Origin of the sequence: Erwinia tracheiphila (assembly GCF_021365465.1) — a bacterium.
Lineage (GTDB): Bacteria > Pseudomonadota > Gammaproteobacteria > Enterobacterales > Enterobacteriaceae > Erwinia > Erwinia tracheiphila.
The window spans coordinates 400,011-416,047 of the sequence record NZ_CP089932.1; the positions used below are offsets into that span (position 1 = coordinate 400,011).

Annotated in this window: 11 protein-coding genes and 4 pseudogenes; 11 read left to right on the forward strand and 4 right to left on the reverse strand. The window is 50.0% G+C overall.

What is annotated here, in order from left to right; translation table 11 throughout:
• Positions 1–212: 212 nt before the first annotated feature.
• Together LU633_RS01995 and LU633_RS02000 are read left to right on the forward strand one after the other, a co-directional pair.
• Complete coding sequence (locus LU633_RS01995; protein WP_020322969.1) at positions 213–1,562, forward strand: NCS2 family permease; 1,350 nt, start codon at positions 213–215, stop codon at positions 1,560–1,562.
• A 171-nt stretch (positions 1,563–1,733) separates the two neighbouring features.
• Positions 1,734–3,383 (forward strand): Na+/H+ antiporter, encoded by a 1,650-nt coding sequence (locus LU633_RS02000; RefSeq protein WP_020322968.1) that lies wholly within the window; start codon positions 1,734–1,736, stop codon positions 3,381–3,383.
• Positions 3,384–3,446: 63 nt separating this feature from the next.
• On the opposite strand, the pseudogene LU633_RS02005 reads toward LU633_RS02000, so the two are convergent.
• A pseudogene (locus tag LU633_RS02005) lies at positions 3,447–4,351 on the reverse strand (LysR family transcriptional regulator).
• Positions 4,352–4,453: 102 nt separating this feature from the next.
• On the opposite strand from LU633_RS02005, the pseudogene LU633_RS02010 reads away from it, so the two are divergent.
• From LU633_RS02010 to LU633_RS02020, 3 genes and pseudogenes are all read left to right on the forward strand, one after another.
• Positions 4,454–4,727, forward strand: a pseudogene (locus tag LU633_RS02010) (CidA/LrgA family protein); the annotation flags it as partial.
• 24 nt (positions 4,728–4,751) lie between these two features.
• Positions 4,752–4,991: pseudogene (locus LU633_RS02015) on the forward strand (LrgB family protein); the annotation flags it as partial.
• Between the two features lie 301 nt (positions 4,992–5,292).
• Entirely contained in the window at positions 5,293–5,838 is a 546-nt protein-coding gene (locus tag LU633_RS02020; RefSeq protein ID WP_040465519.1) for a YfaZ family outer membrane protein, read from the forward strand.
• Positions 5,839–5,901: 63 nt separating this feature from the next.
• Here the strand turns inward: LU633_RS02020 and acs are convergent, their stop codons facing one another.
• On the reverse strand, positions 5,902–7,857 hold the full coding sequence (gene acs, locus LU633_RS02025; protein WP_020322963.1) for an acetate--CoA ligase: 1,956 nt from the start codon (positions 7,855–7,857) through the stop codon (positions 5,902–5,904).
• A 496-nt stretch (positions 7,858–8,353) separates the two neighbouring features.
• On the opposite strand from acs, the gene gltP reads away from it, so the two are divergent.
• The 4 genes and pseudogenes from gltP to LU633_RS02050 all read left to right on the forward strand — a co-directional run bounded on the left by gltP (position 8,354) and on the right by LU633_RS02050 (position 13,059).
• Positions 8,354–9,652 carry a glutamate/aspartate:proton symporter GltP gene (gltP, locus tag LU633_RS02030; RefSeq protein WP_020322961.1) on the forward strand — a complete coding sequence of 433 codons (1,299 nt, stop codon included), beginning with the start codon at positions 8,354–8,356 and terminating at the stop codon, positions 9,650–9,652.
• A gap of 291 nt (positions 9,653–9,943) precedes the next feature.
• A pseudogene (locus tag LU633_RS25875) lies at positions 9,944–11,383 on the forward strand (methyl-accepting chemotaxis protein).
• A 600-nt stretch (positions 11,384–11,983) separates the two neighbouring features.
• Entirely contained in the window at positions 11,984–12,172 is a 189-nt protein-coding gene (locus LU633_RS02045) for a hypothetical protein (RefSeq protein WP_051124365.1), read from the forward strand.
• Complete coding sequence (locus LU633_RS02050; protein ID WP_051124364.1) at positions 12,166–13,059, forward strand: dihydroxyacetone kinase subunit DhaK; 894 nt, start codon at positions 12,166–12,168, stop codon at positions 13,057–13,059. The genes LU633_RS02045 and LU633_RS02050 overlap by 7 nt, the downstream gene beginning before the upstream one ends.
• A gap of 9 nt (positions 13,060–13,068) precedes the next feature.
• Here the strand turns inward: LU633_RS02050 and LU633_RS02055 are convergent, their stop codons facing one another.
• Complete coding sequence (locus LU633_RS02055; RefSeq protein WP_232426839.1) at positions 13,069–13,239, reverse strand: hypothetical protein; 171 nt, start codon at positions 13,237–13,239, stop codon at positions 13,069–13,071.
• Here LU633_RS02055 and LU633_RS02060 point away from each other — a divergent pair.
• Positions 13,232–13,384 carry a DAK2 domain-containing protein gene (locus LU633_RS02060; protein ID WP_020322955.1) on the forward strand — a complete coding sequence of 51 codons (153 nt, stop codon included), beginning with the start codon at positions 13,232–13,234 and terminating at the stop codon, positions 13,382–13,384. The two genes, LU633_RS02055 and LU633_RS02060, sit on opposite strands and share 8 nt — an antisense overlap.
• A 58-nt stretch (positions 13,385–13,442) precedes the next feature.
• Here LU633_RS02060 and sbmA read toward each other — a convergent pair whose 3' ends face one another.
• Complete coding sequence (gene sbmA, locus LU633_RS02065; RefSeq protein WP_020322954.1) at positions 13,443–14,642, reverse strand: peptide antibiotic transporter SbmA; 1,200 nt, start codon at positions 14,640–14,642, stop codon at positions 13,443–13,445.
• A 677-nt stretch (positions 14,643–15,319) separates the two neighbouring features.
• Here sbmA and LU633_RS02070 point away from each other — a divergent pair.
• Positions 15,320–16,017 (forward strand): IS1 family transposase gene (locus LU633_RS02070; protein WP_233481984.1). Its coding sequence is split into 2 segments (ribosomal slippage): positions 15,320–15,569 and positions 15,569–16,017, totalling 699 coding nucleotides; the frame shifts between segments, so codons are not numbered across the junction.
• The last annotated feature ends 20 nt before the right edge of the window (positions 16,018–16,037 follow it).

Here is a 16,037-nt window from a genome sequence, read left to right on the forward strand (position 1 = left end):
TTTCATTCCCCTGAAACCATCCTGTTCTCATAAGAAAGTGCTATTACGGCGCACCATGCACACAGGGTAACGTCTGGTCTGTTATACCTGCTCGTCACCAGAGTGCGGTAGCGCCACTCTGTAAAGGGTTCGGAGTTGAAAATGCACCGATAAAGGCAGGATAATCGTTTGCCTTTTAATAAATCATAAGAATTCTCAGGGGATTTTCTCACATGTCGACTCCTTCTTATCAGGCAGGCGGTTCGCTGGATACCTGGTTTAACATTTCTGCACGCGGTAGCTCAGTTCGCCAGGAGGTGATCGCTGGCCTCACTACTTTTCTTGCGATGGTCTATTCGGTGATTGTCGTTCCTTCGATGCTCGGTAAAGCAGGTTTTCCACCGACTGCCGTATTTGTTTCCACCTGCCTGGTCGCAGGGTTTGGTTCGTTAATCATTGGGCTGTGGGCTAATTTGCCGATGGCGATTGGCTGTGCGATTTCCCTTACCGCATTTACCGCATTCAGTCTGGTGTTAGGGCAGCATATCAGCGTGCCTGTGGCGCTGGGCGCGGTGTTTTTGATGGGGGCGCTGTTTACGCTTATTTCGGCAACCGGTATTCGGGCATGGATTTTGCGTAATCTGCCCATGGGCGTGGCACATGGAACGGGTGTGGGGATTGGTCTGTTTCTGTTGCTGATTGCCGCGGACGGTGTTGAGCTTGTAGTAAAAAATCCTGCGCCCGGACTGCCGATAGCGCTGGGTAACTTTGCCTCTTTTCCTGTAATGATGTCCCTGGCGGGGCTGGCGGTCATTTTTGGCCTGGAAAAACTGCGCGTGCCTGGCGGCATTTTGTTAACGATCATTACAATATCGGTAGCCGGTTTGATTTTTGATCCCACCGTGAAATACCAGGGGCTGTTTGCCATGCCTTCGCTGTCCGATGCTCAGGGACATTCACTGGTATTCAGCCTGGATATTCTCGGCGCGTTGAAACCTGCCGTGCTGCCCAGCGTACTGGCGCTGGTGATGACCGCCGTGTTTGACGCCACCGGAACCATTCGGGCGGTGGCGGGGCAGGCCAACCTGCTGGATAAAGATGGGCAGATAATTAATGGTGGTAAGGCATTGACCACGGATTCGTTGAGCAGCGTCTTTTCCGGTCTGGTGGGCGGTGCGCCAGCGGCAGTTTACATTGAGTCTGCTGCGGGGGCTGCGGCAGGAGGCAAAACGGGTTTGACGGCCATCGTGGTGGGTATTCTGTTTCTGCTGATCCTGTTCCTCTCTCCGCTGGCTTACCTGGTGCCGGGTTATGCCACGGCTCCGGCGCTGATGTATGTAGGGCTGCTGATGTTGAGTAACGTGTCTAAAATCGACTTCACTGATTTTGTTGATGCTATGTCCGGGCTACTGGCGGCGGTGTTCATCGTGCTGACCTGCAATATCGTCACTGGAATTATGCTGGGTTTTGGTTCGCTGGTGATTGGTCGTGTTTGTGCGGGCGAGTGGCGCAAGCTGAATGTTGGCACGGTAGTGATTGCCCTGGCGCTTGTGACATTTTATGCAGGTGGCTGGGCCATTTAAATCTGTCTTCCAGAGGCCGATCGTCCGGCCTCTGTTCTCTTTATCTCCCTTTTTTCTCTCCGATATTATGCATCCTGTTTTTAAACGGTTTATATTTTTGTTTTACTATCCGCCTGCGCTAGCCCGGTTGGGTTTGTAGCAAACACCTGGACGAGTTTTTTTAAGGACAACATGGAAATATTTTTTACTATTCTTATACTTACGCTGATGGTTTCACTGTCAGGCGTTGCCGCCCGCCTCATCCCTTTTCAAATCCCACTGCCATTAGTACAGATAGCGTTAGGTGCATTGCTTGCCTGGCCTACCTTTGGATTGCATGTGGATTTTGATCCGGAGCTGTTTCTGGTGCTGTTTATCCCGCCTTTGCTATTTGCAGACGGCTGGAAAACGCCCACCAGTGAATTCTTGCATCATGGTCGGGAAATTATTGGCCTGGCATTGGTGCTGGTACTGATCACCGTGGTGGGGATTGGTTATCTGATTTACTGGCTGGTGCCCGGCATCCCGCTATTACCTGCATTTGCCTTGGCCGCAGTGCTGTCGCCAACCGATGCCGTGGCGCTCTCCGGTATCGTAGGGGAAGGCCGCATCCCTAAGAAAATTATGGCGATCCTGCAAGGTGAGGCGTTGATGAACGATGCGTCCGGCCTGGTTTCATTGAAATTTGCTGTGGCCGTCGCGATGGGGACGATGATCTTTACCGTTTCCGGTGCTTCACTGGAGTTTGTCAAAGTCGCGGTCGGCGGATTGCTGGCCGGGGCTGTCATCTGCTGGTTATATGGACGCTCCCTGCGATTACTTAGTCGTTGGAGTGGTGACGATCCGGCCACGCAGACCGTGCTGCTGCTGCTGCTGCCGTTTGCCTCTTATCTGATTGCAGAACATATTGGATTCTCGGGCATTCTGGCAGCGGTGGCCGCTGGTATGACCATCACCCGTTCCGGGATCATTCGCCAGGCACCACTTGCAATGCGTTTACGTGCTAACAGCGTCTGGCAGATGCTGGAATTTGTCTTCAACGGCATGGTGTTTCTGATGCTGGGGCTACAATTGCCAGATATTTTGCAGATTTCCGTCACCGAGGCAAACTCCGACCCCAATGTTGACTTCTGGATGCTGGTAGTTTCGGTGGTCATGATATACGTGGCGCTGATGGCGGTGCGTTTTGTATGGCTGTGGACAATGCGCCTGATCAGCCAGCGATTGCTGAAAAAACATCCGATGGAATTCACCCATTATTCACTGCGCGAACTCCTGATTGCCTCTTTTGCTGGGGTCCGTGGGGCGATAACGCTGGCGGGTGTGCTTTCTATTCCCCTGTTTCTTCCCAATGGTGCAGGATTTCCGGCACGTTATGAATTGGTCTTTCTGGCAACCGGCGTGATCTTATTTTCCCTGGTCGTCGGTGTGATGTTATTACCCGTACTGTTGCGCGGTGTGGAAGGCGTTGATAAAACCGCTCACCGCCATGAAGTCCAGATGGCCAGGGCGGTCATGGCCGAAACCGCCATTGAAAGTCTGCATAAAATGGAAGAACGACTGATGGCGGATACCGAAGAAAACATCGATCCTGAACTGGTGAAAGAGATCGGTTCACGAGTCATCGGCACTATGTATCGCCGGGTGGAGGGCAAAGACGACCTTGAACAGGCCCTGAGTGCTGAAAACCTCGAACGGCGGTTCCGCTTAACCGCACTGCGGGCCGAGCGAGGTGAATTATATCATTTGCGCGCCACAAAAAAAATAAGCAACGAAACCATGCAGAAGATGCAGCACGAACTCGATCTGCTTGAGACGTTACTTATCGAAAAAGAAGCGTAATATCAGCCTGTTTGCTTTCCCTTTATTTATCCGGCAAAGCAAACAGGACGCTCAACGTTGTTATCAGGGAGAGTGGGTTTTTAAGTGCTTTAGCGTGGATGTTTCTCCCGGCCAGAACTCGCGGTAGCAGGCAATCCATGCCTGAGCACTTTTGGAAAGATAGCTTCCTTCACGCCAGATCAGACCCAGCTTCCATATCAAATCCGATTCCAGCGGAAGCCACAGCAGCTTGCCTTTGCCCAGTCGCTGGCAGATCGGTTCTGGTAAAATCGCCACGCCCATTCTCGCCTGTACCATCGCCGCCAGAAACACTGCCCGCTTCGCACGGCAATCTGTGGCGTAAACCCGCTGGCTTGAAAAGCGCGCATGAGCTGACGATTCAGAGAAAACTCTTCGTTGTAAATCAGAATTAGCTGCCCAACCAATTCGGCAATGGGAATATGACTGCGTCGTAGCCATTCCGTGGTGCGCGGTACCATCACACATGAAGGATGACTCATTAGCGGAAGGGCATTGGGCGGCAGATCGTCAGCCATGGATAATGCGGTCAAAGCAATGTCCAGACTTCCTGACAGCACTGCCTTTGCACGGTCAGCCCGCTAAATTCGGAAATTCTCAGTACCACACCGGGGTTGCGCTGGCGGAATGCGGAAATCGAATTGGCAATTTGCATCCCTACCATAGGGGGAATGCCCAGCCGCAGTTCGCCATTCTTTAACTCGTTGATGTCACTGATTTCAGCTTCCAGTTGCTTAAACTCTTGCAGAATCGTCATGCCGCGCGGGTACAGCGCCTGGCCGGTGTCTGTCAGGCCCCTAGCGGATAAGCAGCGTACAGCCCAGCTCATCTTCCAGCTGCTTTGGCATCTTGCTGATAGTGGGTTGGGTAACATAAAGCTGTTCTGCCGCACGGGTAAAGCTCTGCTGGCGAACTACTTCCACAAAATAACGTAGCGCCCGGACGTCCATAACTATTCCTGTTTTGCAGAGTTTGAATGATATTAAGTCATTTTTTTCACGCCCGGTTACCGCTTTATACTCTGCTTATGCACTTATCCAGGAAAAATAATGATGCTATCGTTGATGCGCTCACAGCGTTGCAGCCTGCTGCAACGTGTTCAGGTTCCGCTACAGGCTATGTTTTATATTGCTTTTTTTGTCTTTACCCAACAGTTGGTTGACTGGCTGCATTTGCCGCTGCCCGCCAATGTTGTCGGGCTGCTCCTGTTGCTGACGATGATTGTCACGGGTGCGTTACCGTTTAACTGGGTTAGGGACGCTCGCGCTGGCTGATGGCAGAAATGCTATTCCTGCGGTGGTCGCGATAGTCAACTATTCACAGCTGCCGCGCGTAAGCAGGACAATACCCATGAATGGCCTGAGTATCGGCGTGCGGTGCCTTTTTGCCACGCTGCTGATCTATTGCCTCAATAAACGGCTTTATCGCTGCTGGCATCGTCTTATCTTCATGCCGCTGGTAATGACGACGAGGGTGCTGGTGGCGTTGTTGGTGATAGCGCATATTTCCTGGCAAAACTATATCAGTGAAAGCCGCTGGCTATTGTGGCTGCCTGGCCCGGCGACACTGGCCTTTGCCGTACCGGTTTATACCTTTAGGAAGGGGACTGGCTCACTCCGCTTCATGTGGTGGTAGCTAACCACCACATTGCTATTACATACAAGGGGGGGGCCAGTCTGTCCATGATGTTTTCCGGTGTGGTGGCAGTAGTAATGGCTCCGTTTATTGGCCATATTCTGTGAGTAGACGCCTGAGCGATATTATGTTATCTCCGCAATTATAAGATTAAGTAAATAAGTCCTGATCTCATGTTATTCCGTCTGGTGATGGTTTACTCTCGGCCTGGTCGCCGATGAAAGAAAGGCGTGAGTTTATTTATCAGGAGAATAAAATGAAAGCAGTGGCAACTACCGCAGGCGTTCTGGCGCTGCTGGTGCTGGCAGGATCGGCGCAGGCAATTGAAGGTGGCGTGGATGTGGGCCGTCAATACACCAATCTGCATGCCGGGTTGGGTAACACTTCTCCGGGGTTTGCACTGACCGGTAACTGGTTGCGCAGTGACCATGACGGTAGCATGGGCAGCGTCGGGATGGGCTACAACGTGGTGTTAGGCGATGTGTTTTTGACGCCAGGCGCGAAGGTAATTTCCACTAATCCACGCAACAGCAAAGATGGTTACGCTGTTGCCGTTGGTCTGGGTACCAGCGTGCCGGTCACGAATATGTTTAATGTTTACGGTCAGTATTATTATTCGCCGGATACGTTCTCCAGCCATATTGATAATTATCAGGAAGCTTCTGCAGGCGTCAGTTTCCAGCCGATTTCACTGGTCGACGTGCATGTGGGTTATCAGTATATGGCGCTGAACGGTAAAAACGGGCGTAAAGATAACGTGCTGGCAGATGGCCCTTACGTGGGCGCGTCGCTACATTTCTAAGGCTCAGGGCGGATGATGATTCCGCCCTGATCTTTTTTTTCGGTGTGACTGCCGCATTTGCTGTCAGGACAGGTTGATGGCCTGTTTTTCTTCCAGCAGTTTTTCTACAACGCCCGGGTCAGCAAGCGTGGAGGTATCTCCGAGGTTACTGGTCTCACCCGCCGCGATTTTTCGCAGAATGCGGCGCATAATTTTTCCCGAGCGGGTTTTGGGCAACGAATCGGTCCAGTGCAGCACATCCGGGGTGGCAATCGCGCCAATTTCTTTTCTCACCCAGTGACGAACTTCAGTGTACAGCTCAGGTGAAGGTTCTTCACCGCTGTTCAGCGTGATGTAGGCGTAAATTGCCTGTCCTTTAATAGCGTGAGGAATGCCGACTACTGCGGCTTCCGCAATTTTGCGGTGAGAAATCAGCGCGGACTCAATTTCAGCCGTCCCCAGACGGTGGCCGGAAACATTCAGCACATCATCCACACGCCCGGTGATCCAGTAATACCCCTCTTCGTCACGTCGTGCGCCGTCGCCACTGAAGTACATATTACTGAAGGTTGAAAAGTAGGTTTGTTCAAAGCGCTCATGATCGCCAAACAGCGTGCGTGCCTGTCCCGGCCAGGAATCGGCAATCACCAGATTACCTTCGTTGGCACCCTCCAGCGGATGACCTTCGTTATCGACTAACGCAGGCTGAACGCCGAAAAAGGGCCGGGTGGCCGAGCCTGCCTTCAGCTCCGTTGCACCAGGTAGCGGTGCGATCATAAAGCCACCGGTTTCCGTCTGCCACCAGGTATCCACGATCGGGCAACGACCGTTACCGATTTTATTGTAGTACCACTTCCAGGCTTCAGGATTAATGGGCTCGCCAACGGAACCCATGATACGCAGGCTGGAGCGGTCTGTTCCGGCAATGGCTTTATCGCCTTCTGCCATAAGCGCACGGATAGCAGTAGGTGCGGTATAAAGCAGGGTAACGCGGTGTTTATCCACCACTTCGGCCATGCGGCTTGGTTTTGGCCAGTTGGGCACGCCTTCAAACATTAACGTGGTGGCACCACAGGCCAGCGGTCCATAGAGGAGATAGCTGTGACCGGTGATCCAGCCGACATCAGCCGTGCACCAGTAAATATCTTCAGGATGATAATCAAAGACATATTTAAATGTCACGGCAGCATACACCAGGTAGCCGCCCGTGGTATGCAGCACTCCTTTGGGTTTTCCCGTGGAGCCGGAGGTATACAGGATAAACAGCGGGTCTTCGGCGTTCATCTCCTCTGGCTGGTGGTCGGTGCTGGCACTGTTCAGTAGCTCGTGCCACCAGATGTCCCTGCCGGACTGCCAGCCCGTTTCGTTTCCGGTGCGGCGAAACACGACCACGTTGGTAATGGTTTTTACGTCCGGGTTCGCCAGCGCGTCATCGACATTCTTTTTCAGCGGAATAGTTCGCCCTGCGCGTACGCCTTCATCCGCTGTTATGACCAGCTTCGCGCTGGAGTCAATAATCCGTCCGGCCACCGCCTCTGGCGAAAAGCCGCCGAAGATCACGGAGTGAACTGCGCCAATACGCGCGCAGGCCAGCATCGCCACGGCGGCTTCCGGCACCATCGGCATATAAATAGCCACCACGTCACCTTTACCAATGCCTATTGAGATCAGGGCGTTGGCAAAGCGACAGACGTCGTGATGCAGTTCGCGAAAGGTCAGGGTTTTGCTTTCGTTGGCATCGTCACCTTCCCAAATGAGTGCGGGACATTCACCGCGAGCAAGCAAATGTCGATCGAGGCAGTTAGCGGCAAGATTTAGCGTACCGTCCTCAAACCAGCGGATAGCAATATTACCCGGTGCAAAAGAGGTATTTTTCACCGTGGAGTAAGGTTTGATCCAGTCGAGAATTTTTCCCTGTTCGCCCCAAAACCCATCGGGGTCCTGAACGGACTGTTGATACATGGATGCGTACTGTTGTGCATTGACCAGCGTGTTTTCCGCAATATTGGCGGGGACAGGATGACGGTGTAGTAGACTCATGGCAGATCTCCTTGAAGTTGTTGATGATATGTCAGTCAAAGGTTAAATACAGCGAGCAGGCTGCCTTTGTTTCCTTTTTGCGTCTCGGATCACGTCATGCAACACGCGAGCTATCTTCGGGAGGAGAGCGTTTGCTATTTTCATGCAGCCGCTGGTAATGCACAGAAATACAGCAGATCAAAAATCAATCAAATCTTATTTGTGAGCAGGAAAGTAAAGCACTTATTGCATAAATATGCGAAATAAAAGTAAAATATTGCCAATTATAACTAAAAATTAGTCCTTGTTAAGAATTCTGGATTTTTATCCTGTGAATAAAGACTATTTAAGCTTTACATTACATGGGCTTGCATTTTTGCCTGATAAAATGGTAGATACAGGAGACTTAAAATTAGTCATTAACCATCCATTATCCGCGAATTAGCCGGTTTCGGCCTGCCCTCCCTGAGAGTAATTCATTATGCGGGAAACGGATTTTATAAAGGAAAAGAATATGATGAAAGCTGTAAAATTTAGCCTTGCCTGGCAAATATTGACGGCATTGGTGCTGGGGATTGTCGTTGGGGCGATACTGCATAATGAACCTTCTGAACGTGAATGGTTAATCACTAACATTCTGAGTCCTGCCGGTGATATCTTTATTCATCTGATCAAGATGATTGTGGTACCCATTGTCATCTCTACGCTTGTTGTCGGTATCGCCGGCGTAGGTGACGCAAAAAAACTCGGGCGTATTGGCCTCAAAACTATCATCTATTTCGAAGTGATTACCACCATTGCCATTGTAATAGGGATTACCCTGGCAAATGTGTTCCAGCCTGGTTACGGCATTGATATGTCAACGCTGGCAACGGTGGACATCTCTAAATATGAAGCCACCACTGTTCAGGTTGAGAGCGGTACACACAGCCTGGTTGCCACCATTTTGTCGCTGATCCCGCAGAATATTTTTGCGACGCTGGCCAGGGGCGACATGCTGCCGATTATCTTTTTCTCCGTGCTGTTTGGCCTTGCGCTGTCTTCTCTGCCGTCTGAACAGCGTGAACCCTTGCTGAATGTATTCCGCTCCACCTCTGAAACCATGTTCAAGGTGACGCATATGATTATGCGTTATGCGCCGGTTGGGGTGTTTGCGCTGATAGCAGTGACCATTGCCAACTTTGGCTTCGCCTCACTATGGCCGCTGGCCAAGCTGGTGCTGCTGGTTTATGCCGCTATCCTGTTGTTCGCCTTTGTGGTGCTGGGTATCGTAGCCCGTATATGCAATCTGCGAATCACCACCCTGATGCACATTCTGAAAGATGAGTTGATCCTGTCCTACTCCACGTCCAGCTCGGAAACGGTACTGCCGCGTATTATGGAGAAGATGGAAGCCTATGGTGCGCCAATTTCCATTACCAGCTTTGTTGTGCCTACCGGCTACTCATTTAATCTTGACGGTTCCACACTTTATCAGAGCATCGCGGCGATTTTCATTGCCCAGCTGTATGGCATTAACCTTTCAATTAGCCAGGAAATCGTGCTGGTCCTGACGTTGATGGTGACGTCAAAAGGGATTGCTGGCGTACCAGGTGTTTCCTTTGTTGTCCTGCTGGCGACGCTGGGTAGCGTCGGTATTCCGCTGGAAGGGCTGGCATTTATCGCTGGCGTTGACCGTATTATGGATATGGCCCGTACTGCACTCAACGTGGTGGGTAATGCGCTAGCAGTGTTGGTTATCGCCAAGTGGGAAAATCAGTTTGATAATGACAAGGCGAGAGCTTACGAAGCGAAGCTCAGGCGCACCGCTTCCTGATTCTTTCTGAAACTTACCCCCGGTTATACCGATCCCGGCGTGAGCCGGGATCCTCTCCTCGCAAAGCACAAAGCCTCATTAAAGTTAAATTAATAATGACTTGATTGTTTCAAGGGTATTTTTGTCTTTTCTGCCTGATAAATAGTCACAGGCCTTGTTATTTCTGACTTAAGGCTATTGAGATATTAACTGGGTACTGCTCTAAAAATCGTTGCATATTCGCCGAAAACTGTAGAACCATGAATTATTCATGTGCTGTCAATTCAGGCAATCGCATCAAGGACGCTTAAAATGCGCACCAATTTACCCGTTACACAACAGGAGTGTGTGTTTGACGAACAGGCCACATTGATATCTACCACCGACATTAACAGCCATATCACCTACGCAAATGATGCCTTCATCGCCATCAGCGGTTTCACACAGAACGAGCTGAATGGTCAGCCTCACAATATCATGCGCCACCCGGACATGCCCGGGGAAGCTTTTGCGGATATATGGTCGACATTGCAGCAGGGGGAGCCCTGGTCCGCTCTGGTAAAAAAACCGCCGCAAGAATGGTGATCATTATTGGGTGCGGGCGAATGCCGTACCGGTGATACGCAGCGGTACGATTCAGGGATATATGTCCGTTCGCACCCGGCCCGGTCAGCAGGAGATTCAGCAGGTCGAGGTGTTGTATCGCGATTTTAAAGAGGGTAAACGAAAAGACTGGCGTTTTCACAAAGGGGGCTGGTACGCACAGGTATAATGCGCCGGGCTACCCTAGCTAAAACCATGCGGCTGCGCCATGGGGATAACGGGTACAGCCCTTGGAATGATAATTGTCGGGCTGATGATAGCGCTGTTGGCCGTGTCTGCATTGCTTGAGTTACAGGTTGCAACAGGTGAAAGGCACACTGTTGACCAGACAGAGTCGATGAGATGGAGACCACTCTGCGTGCGATAGCGCAGCTGGGTCTGATGTTTCGCTGGTTGGTGGATGATATCAGCGGACAGGCCGTCAGTGTACTCAAGGCCAGTGACGCAATTGCCAGGGGTAACAGCGAACTGAGTCACCATGCGGAACAGGCCGCGGCCAATGTGCAGCGAACGGCCTCAACCATGAATGAAATGACCGCCGTGGTGAAAAGTAACACCGACACAGCACAGCAGATGAACAGTCTCTCTGCCTGCACCCGCGATGCGGCAATGGAGGGCGGCAGGATGATGCAGGACATGGTAAATGTAATGGCCAAACTTACTGAAAATCCGAAGAAAATTACCAATATTACCGATGTTATCGATACCATCGCATTTCAAACCAATATTCTGGCATTAAATGCTGCCGTAGAGGCTGCCAGAGCTGTGGAACAGGGCAAAGGCTTTGCCGTGGTGGCAGGGGAAGTGCGTGGTCTGGCCCGGCGGAGTGCTGCAGCGGCCAATGAGATTAAGCAGCTGATCGACACCCGTGTCAGCAAAGTGCAATCAGGTAGCCGTCACGTTAATGATGCGGGTTCAACCGTGGAAAATATTGCCAGTGAAGTAAAAAATGTGACCTCACTGATTGCACAAATCAGTACCGCCACAGCCGGGCAGGGCCGTGCGTTGGGTGAAGTCAGCGTAGCAATAGAAGAACTTGATAGCATCACGCATAAAAATACAGCACGAATGGAAGAGGGCATATAGGTATCGGTGCTGATGGCTAATCAGGCGACGCGGCTGGTGGACACTATTAATGTATTTCGTTAATTATCGTGTTTTGATGATGGATGAAAAATAAAAAAAAGCAGGTCTTGCGACCTGCCTGGAGTAACGCCCTGGTGGTGACGTAAGCAAAAAATATAACTATTTTTGGTGCTAAAATAATGCTGTTTTTATTTATTTTTCCTTAATATTAAAGTTTTTATCGGAATGCTCAGGCGAAATAACCTTATTCATTACATTCATTTTAAGCAGTGATTCGACTTTATAATAAATGTCATTATTCCTGCAATTACTTATGGCAATATAATGTTAAAATAAGATAAATGCTGTTTTAATCGCCCTGTTAACCCTGCTTTCTTTTAAGGTTTTTCATAACATGCTGCTGTGAGTAGAAATCATATTTTTTATCGGGCATTCAGGTAAATTAAATATAATTAATGTTATGCCTGTTGCAGTTTCTGTTCAGATATTGTCTTAATTTAAATATATTGAAAACCCCATCACATTTTTCCCAGCGGGCCGCAGTAAGTCCGCGTCACCCGCTATGATAAATACATCTGAAGTAAATGTTATTCCTATTTTTATCCCTGTAACGACTGAGAGCCAGCATCATGAGTCCATTTTTTATGAAATAAGAAAAGTCATTTGGTTAATGAAGCCATTGAAGGCGCGATTCTCAGCAGTCGCTACCATAATATCAGCCTGCTGAATGTCAGGCCGGCTATGCGTATTGTTGTGCGCAACGACTGGAATAAACAGGAGGTTGCACTGATTTCCGTGGGAGGCCCGGGCATGAGCCGGCTCATACCGGGTTTGTGGGAAAAGGGATGCTGACCACCGCAGTGTGTGGCGATATTTTTGCTTCACCCGGCGTGGATGCGATTCTTACCGCCATCATTAACGTCAGCGGCGATAAAGGATGTCTGCTGATCGTGAAAAATTACACGGGCGATAGCCTTAATTTTGGACTGGCGGCGGAAAAAGCCAGAGCACTTGGCTATAGCGTGGAATGGGTCACGGTAAGCGATGATATCGTTTTGTCGGATAATCCTCAGCCCCGTGGTATCGCCGGAACGGCACTGGTACACAAAATTGTCGGTTATGCTGCGGCGGAGGTAAAATCATTGCAGGAGGTGGCGAACGCGGCCAGAGCGGTAATTGAGGCGACATCCAGCATCGGCGTTGCTTTCTCATCCTGTCATCTGCCGGGTGATCAACAGGTGAAACCAGGGCGAAGTGAACCCGGTATGGGCATTCACGGTGAGCCGGGAGTCACAACGCTGGGCACACAAAGCAGTCAGCAGATTGTCACCCTGTTAAGTGAAAAACTGCAGGCACATGACAAAGATCGTGAAGTCGTGCTGCTGATCAACAATCTTGGTGGTTTTTCGTCACTGGAAATGGGGGTACTGGCGCGTGAAGTATTGCATTCGCCCTTAGGCCATAACGTACAGCAGCTCATTGCTCCGGCAACCCTGGTCAGCGCTTTGGACATGAAAGGGTTCTCGCTCTCCATACTGGCTTTATCCGATTATTTTAAGGAGATGCTGTGCTCACCTGTCGAGGCCAGCGGTTGGCAAATGCCGATTGCTTTGCAATTCGCCCAGGTGACTGAAGGAAAAAAGATCCCGATTCTGCCGCGTGGTATGCCGTCGGAAAACAGCAGCGTTGCCAATGTCGTGGAGACCATCCGCCGAACCTCATTGGTACTGGAAAACTAGTTGAATCAGTTAGATGCCAAAGTCGCGGATGGTGATGCGGGGTTCACTTTCGCTCCTGGCGCGGGAAAAATACAGCAGGCGCTGCGGGACAAAACGCTGCTCCTCAATGACCTGCACCAGTTGCTGATGCGGGTTGGTGATGGGCGGGCCAGGTGGTGTACTTTTGTCGATTATGTTCACGGCGGCGGGCCAGACGTTGCAGCAGGGCGTATCGCTGGCGGAAGGGTTCTGCTGGGGGCTGGAACGTATGCAATACTACGGTGGTGCCAGACCAGGGCACCGGACAATGATCGATGCGCTGATGCCAGCGTTTACCGCGCTGTAGCGTGGTGATTCGATGGCAGGATAATGCTCCTTTCAATACGTGTGTGCTGACGGTGATGTTACACGGTAGTGTTTATCCGCTGCTCAAAGGTACGTAAACGTTTATAAATGGACAGCAGTTCTACCAGCGTTGACCACGAGTTAATCAAATATTGAAAAGAGCCGCGCACCTGATCGAACACATTAGTAATCTGCGTCATCAGCCCCAGTGTAATGGCGCCAGTGATAATGGAGGGGAGCAACACAATAATGCTGAACACGACGTCGAGCTGCAGATAAAGAATTCGGGCGATATTGAAGTAGAGATAGTGGAAATACAGGCGGAAGTAATTTTTACGCACGTTGTTGAACAGGTCTTTCACGGTCGGGGGAGTGGCCCGCCGTGCATCGTCTTCGCCATAGACCAGTTCTTTTCGGTAAGCCGCTTCCACCCGCTGATTCCGAAATGACAGTCCGGGTAGTCTGATACCAATTGCTGCCAGCATGCCGGTACCCAGTAATGACCAGAGCACGGCAGCAATGACCAGGGCATAAGGAATTGTCCCAAGGATCGGCACGCTTTTGACATGCACCGACAGGGTAACCAGTACGGGTAAAAAGGCAATCAGGGTCATGATCGCATTAATAAAGCTAACGCCCATATCCTCAAGTGTGGAAGAGAAACGCATGGTGTCTTCCTGGACTCGTTGGGAGGCACCTTCAACCCCACGTAGTTCAGGCCAGTGCGCCATATAGTAATGGTTCATTGCCGTACGCCAGCGGAAAACGTAGTGGCTGATAAAGAACATATTCAGTACATCAATCACCACGCCTGTCAGCGCAATACTTAGAAATTCTTTCAGCTGAGTGTAGAAAGCATCAATCTTCACGGTGTTGGGGTGGCCCATCGCCTGTTGAACCAGATTATAAAAAGGATCGTACCAGGCGTTGACCGCCACGCCTACCTGAACCGAAAACCAGGTGGCAAAAATAATCAGCGCTGAACCTGCGACTGACCAGCGTTGCCAGGGATGAGGACTAAACCACCGCCAGAAACCGGCAAACAGTAAAAAGGCGGCAAAATAATACAGGTAGAAAGCCATTTCCCCTGGTGCGATAAAACGCAGGGCATTGTTCGGGAGCGGCGCAGGATGTGTAAACGCTGAAAAATGGGATAACCAGGTTTTGCCGCCTTCAAACCACAACAATACGGCCATCAAGCACCAGACGGCAGCGCTGCCAAAAAACAACCCAGGTCTTGGGAAAAAGGATTTAAACATAGTCGCTCCACACCGATAACGTATTCATATAACGCGATAAAGTGTTAATGATCTTGATGCGGTTGTATCAACAGGTGTCATTTGGGACTGTTTGTAACATTTATGTTTTTTTCTGACAAGTGCATGGCATAGTCAATTGGTCTGATATGTCGGTGAGACAAACTAACGCGGCCATTAATCGGTGTTTGCACAGGTGATAATATTTTTGGTTAGTGATTAAAAACAGATGGTGTGAAACCCCAGCGTATTGAGTATGATCTCTTTCTTCAACGGTGAGTTGTCTCTTATTTGCATCCAGAAAAAGCGGTGGCCTGAACCAATTGGCGGCGGTGTAGCCAGATGAGAGTCTTATATATCAGATGGCGATAATTTATGATGAGTATAAATAAGATTAACTATATGAAGAATATAATATTATCTTGTTTCTAAAATATGATCTGGTGGCCAGATAAATACTCAGTTAAGGAAACCACTATGCCTGAAGTTAAATCGTCAGCAACGTTACGTCACCATAAGTTAAATCCTTATAACTGAAAAATAATAATTCTAATAGCTGGGGTATCAGTGAGCAAAATAAGTGATGCTGTATTTACAGTGCTGAAGAGATATTAAATCCAAATTTTTGGTCGTGACGCAGACTTGCTGATCACGTATGCTTTGCGCTTTGGATGTAATATATGGCTAAAGTTGATGTCGTCTGCCCTCAGTGCAATGAAACTCATGCTGTACGATGTAACGGACATTCAGCATCCGGCGCCCAACGTTACATCTGCAAGCATTGTTCAAAGACCTTTCTGCTCAATTTTAGCTACTCCGGTGCCAAACCAGACACACACCAGACCATTGTTAATATGGCCATGAATGGTTACGGATGTCGCGATACCCCACGGGTTCTCGGTATCAGCCTCAATACGGTTCTGCGGCACGTAAAAAAATTTCCCCAAAGCAGGTAGCTGAGAATATCGACCCCGAAACGGAGGTTGTTATCTGCTGTGAAGCCGGTGAACAATGGCCTTACGTGCGGTGTAAAAGCAATCCCCGGTGGTTGTTCTATGCTTATGACCGTATCCGCAAACGTGCTCTGGCCCACGTCTTCGGCCCGAGAAATGCCCCGACCCTGCGACGATTGCTGGCCCTGTTAAGCAAATTTAACCTTGCCTTTTATATGACAGATGCGTGGCCGGTTTATAAAGTTCGGTTAAGTGCAACAGGCCACGTGGTGAGCAAGAAATATACCCAACGGACAGAACGGCATAATCTTAATCTTCGCACACATATCAAACGACTGACCCGCAGAACAATTTGCTTTTCGAAGTCAGAGGAAATGCACGATAAGATCATCGGTTGGTATCTTACTCTTCATCATTATCAATAAATCTGCGTCACGACCAAATT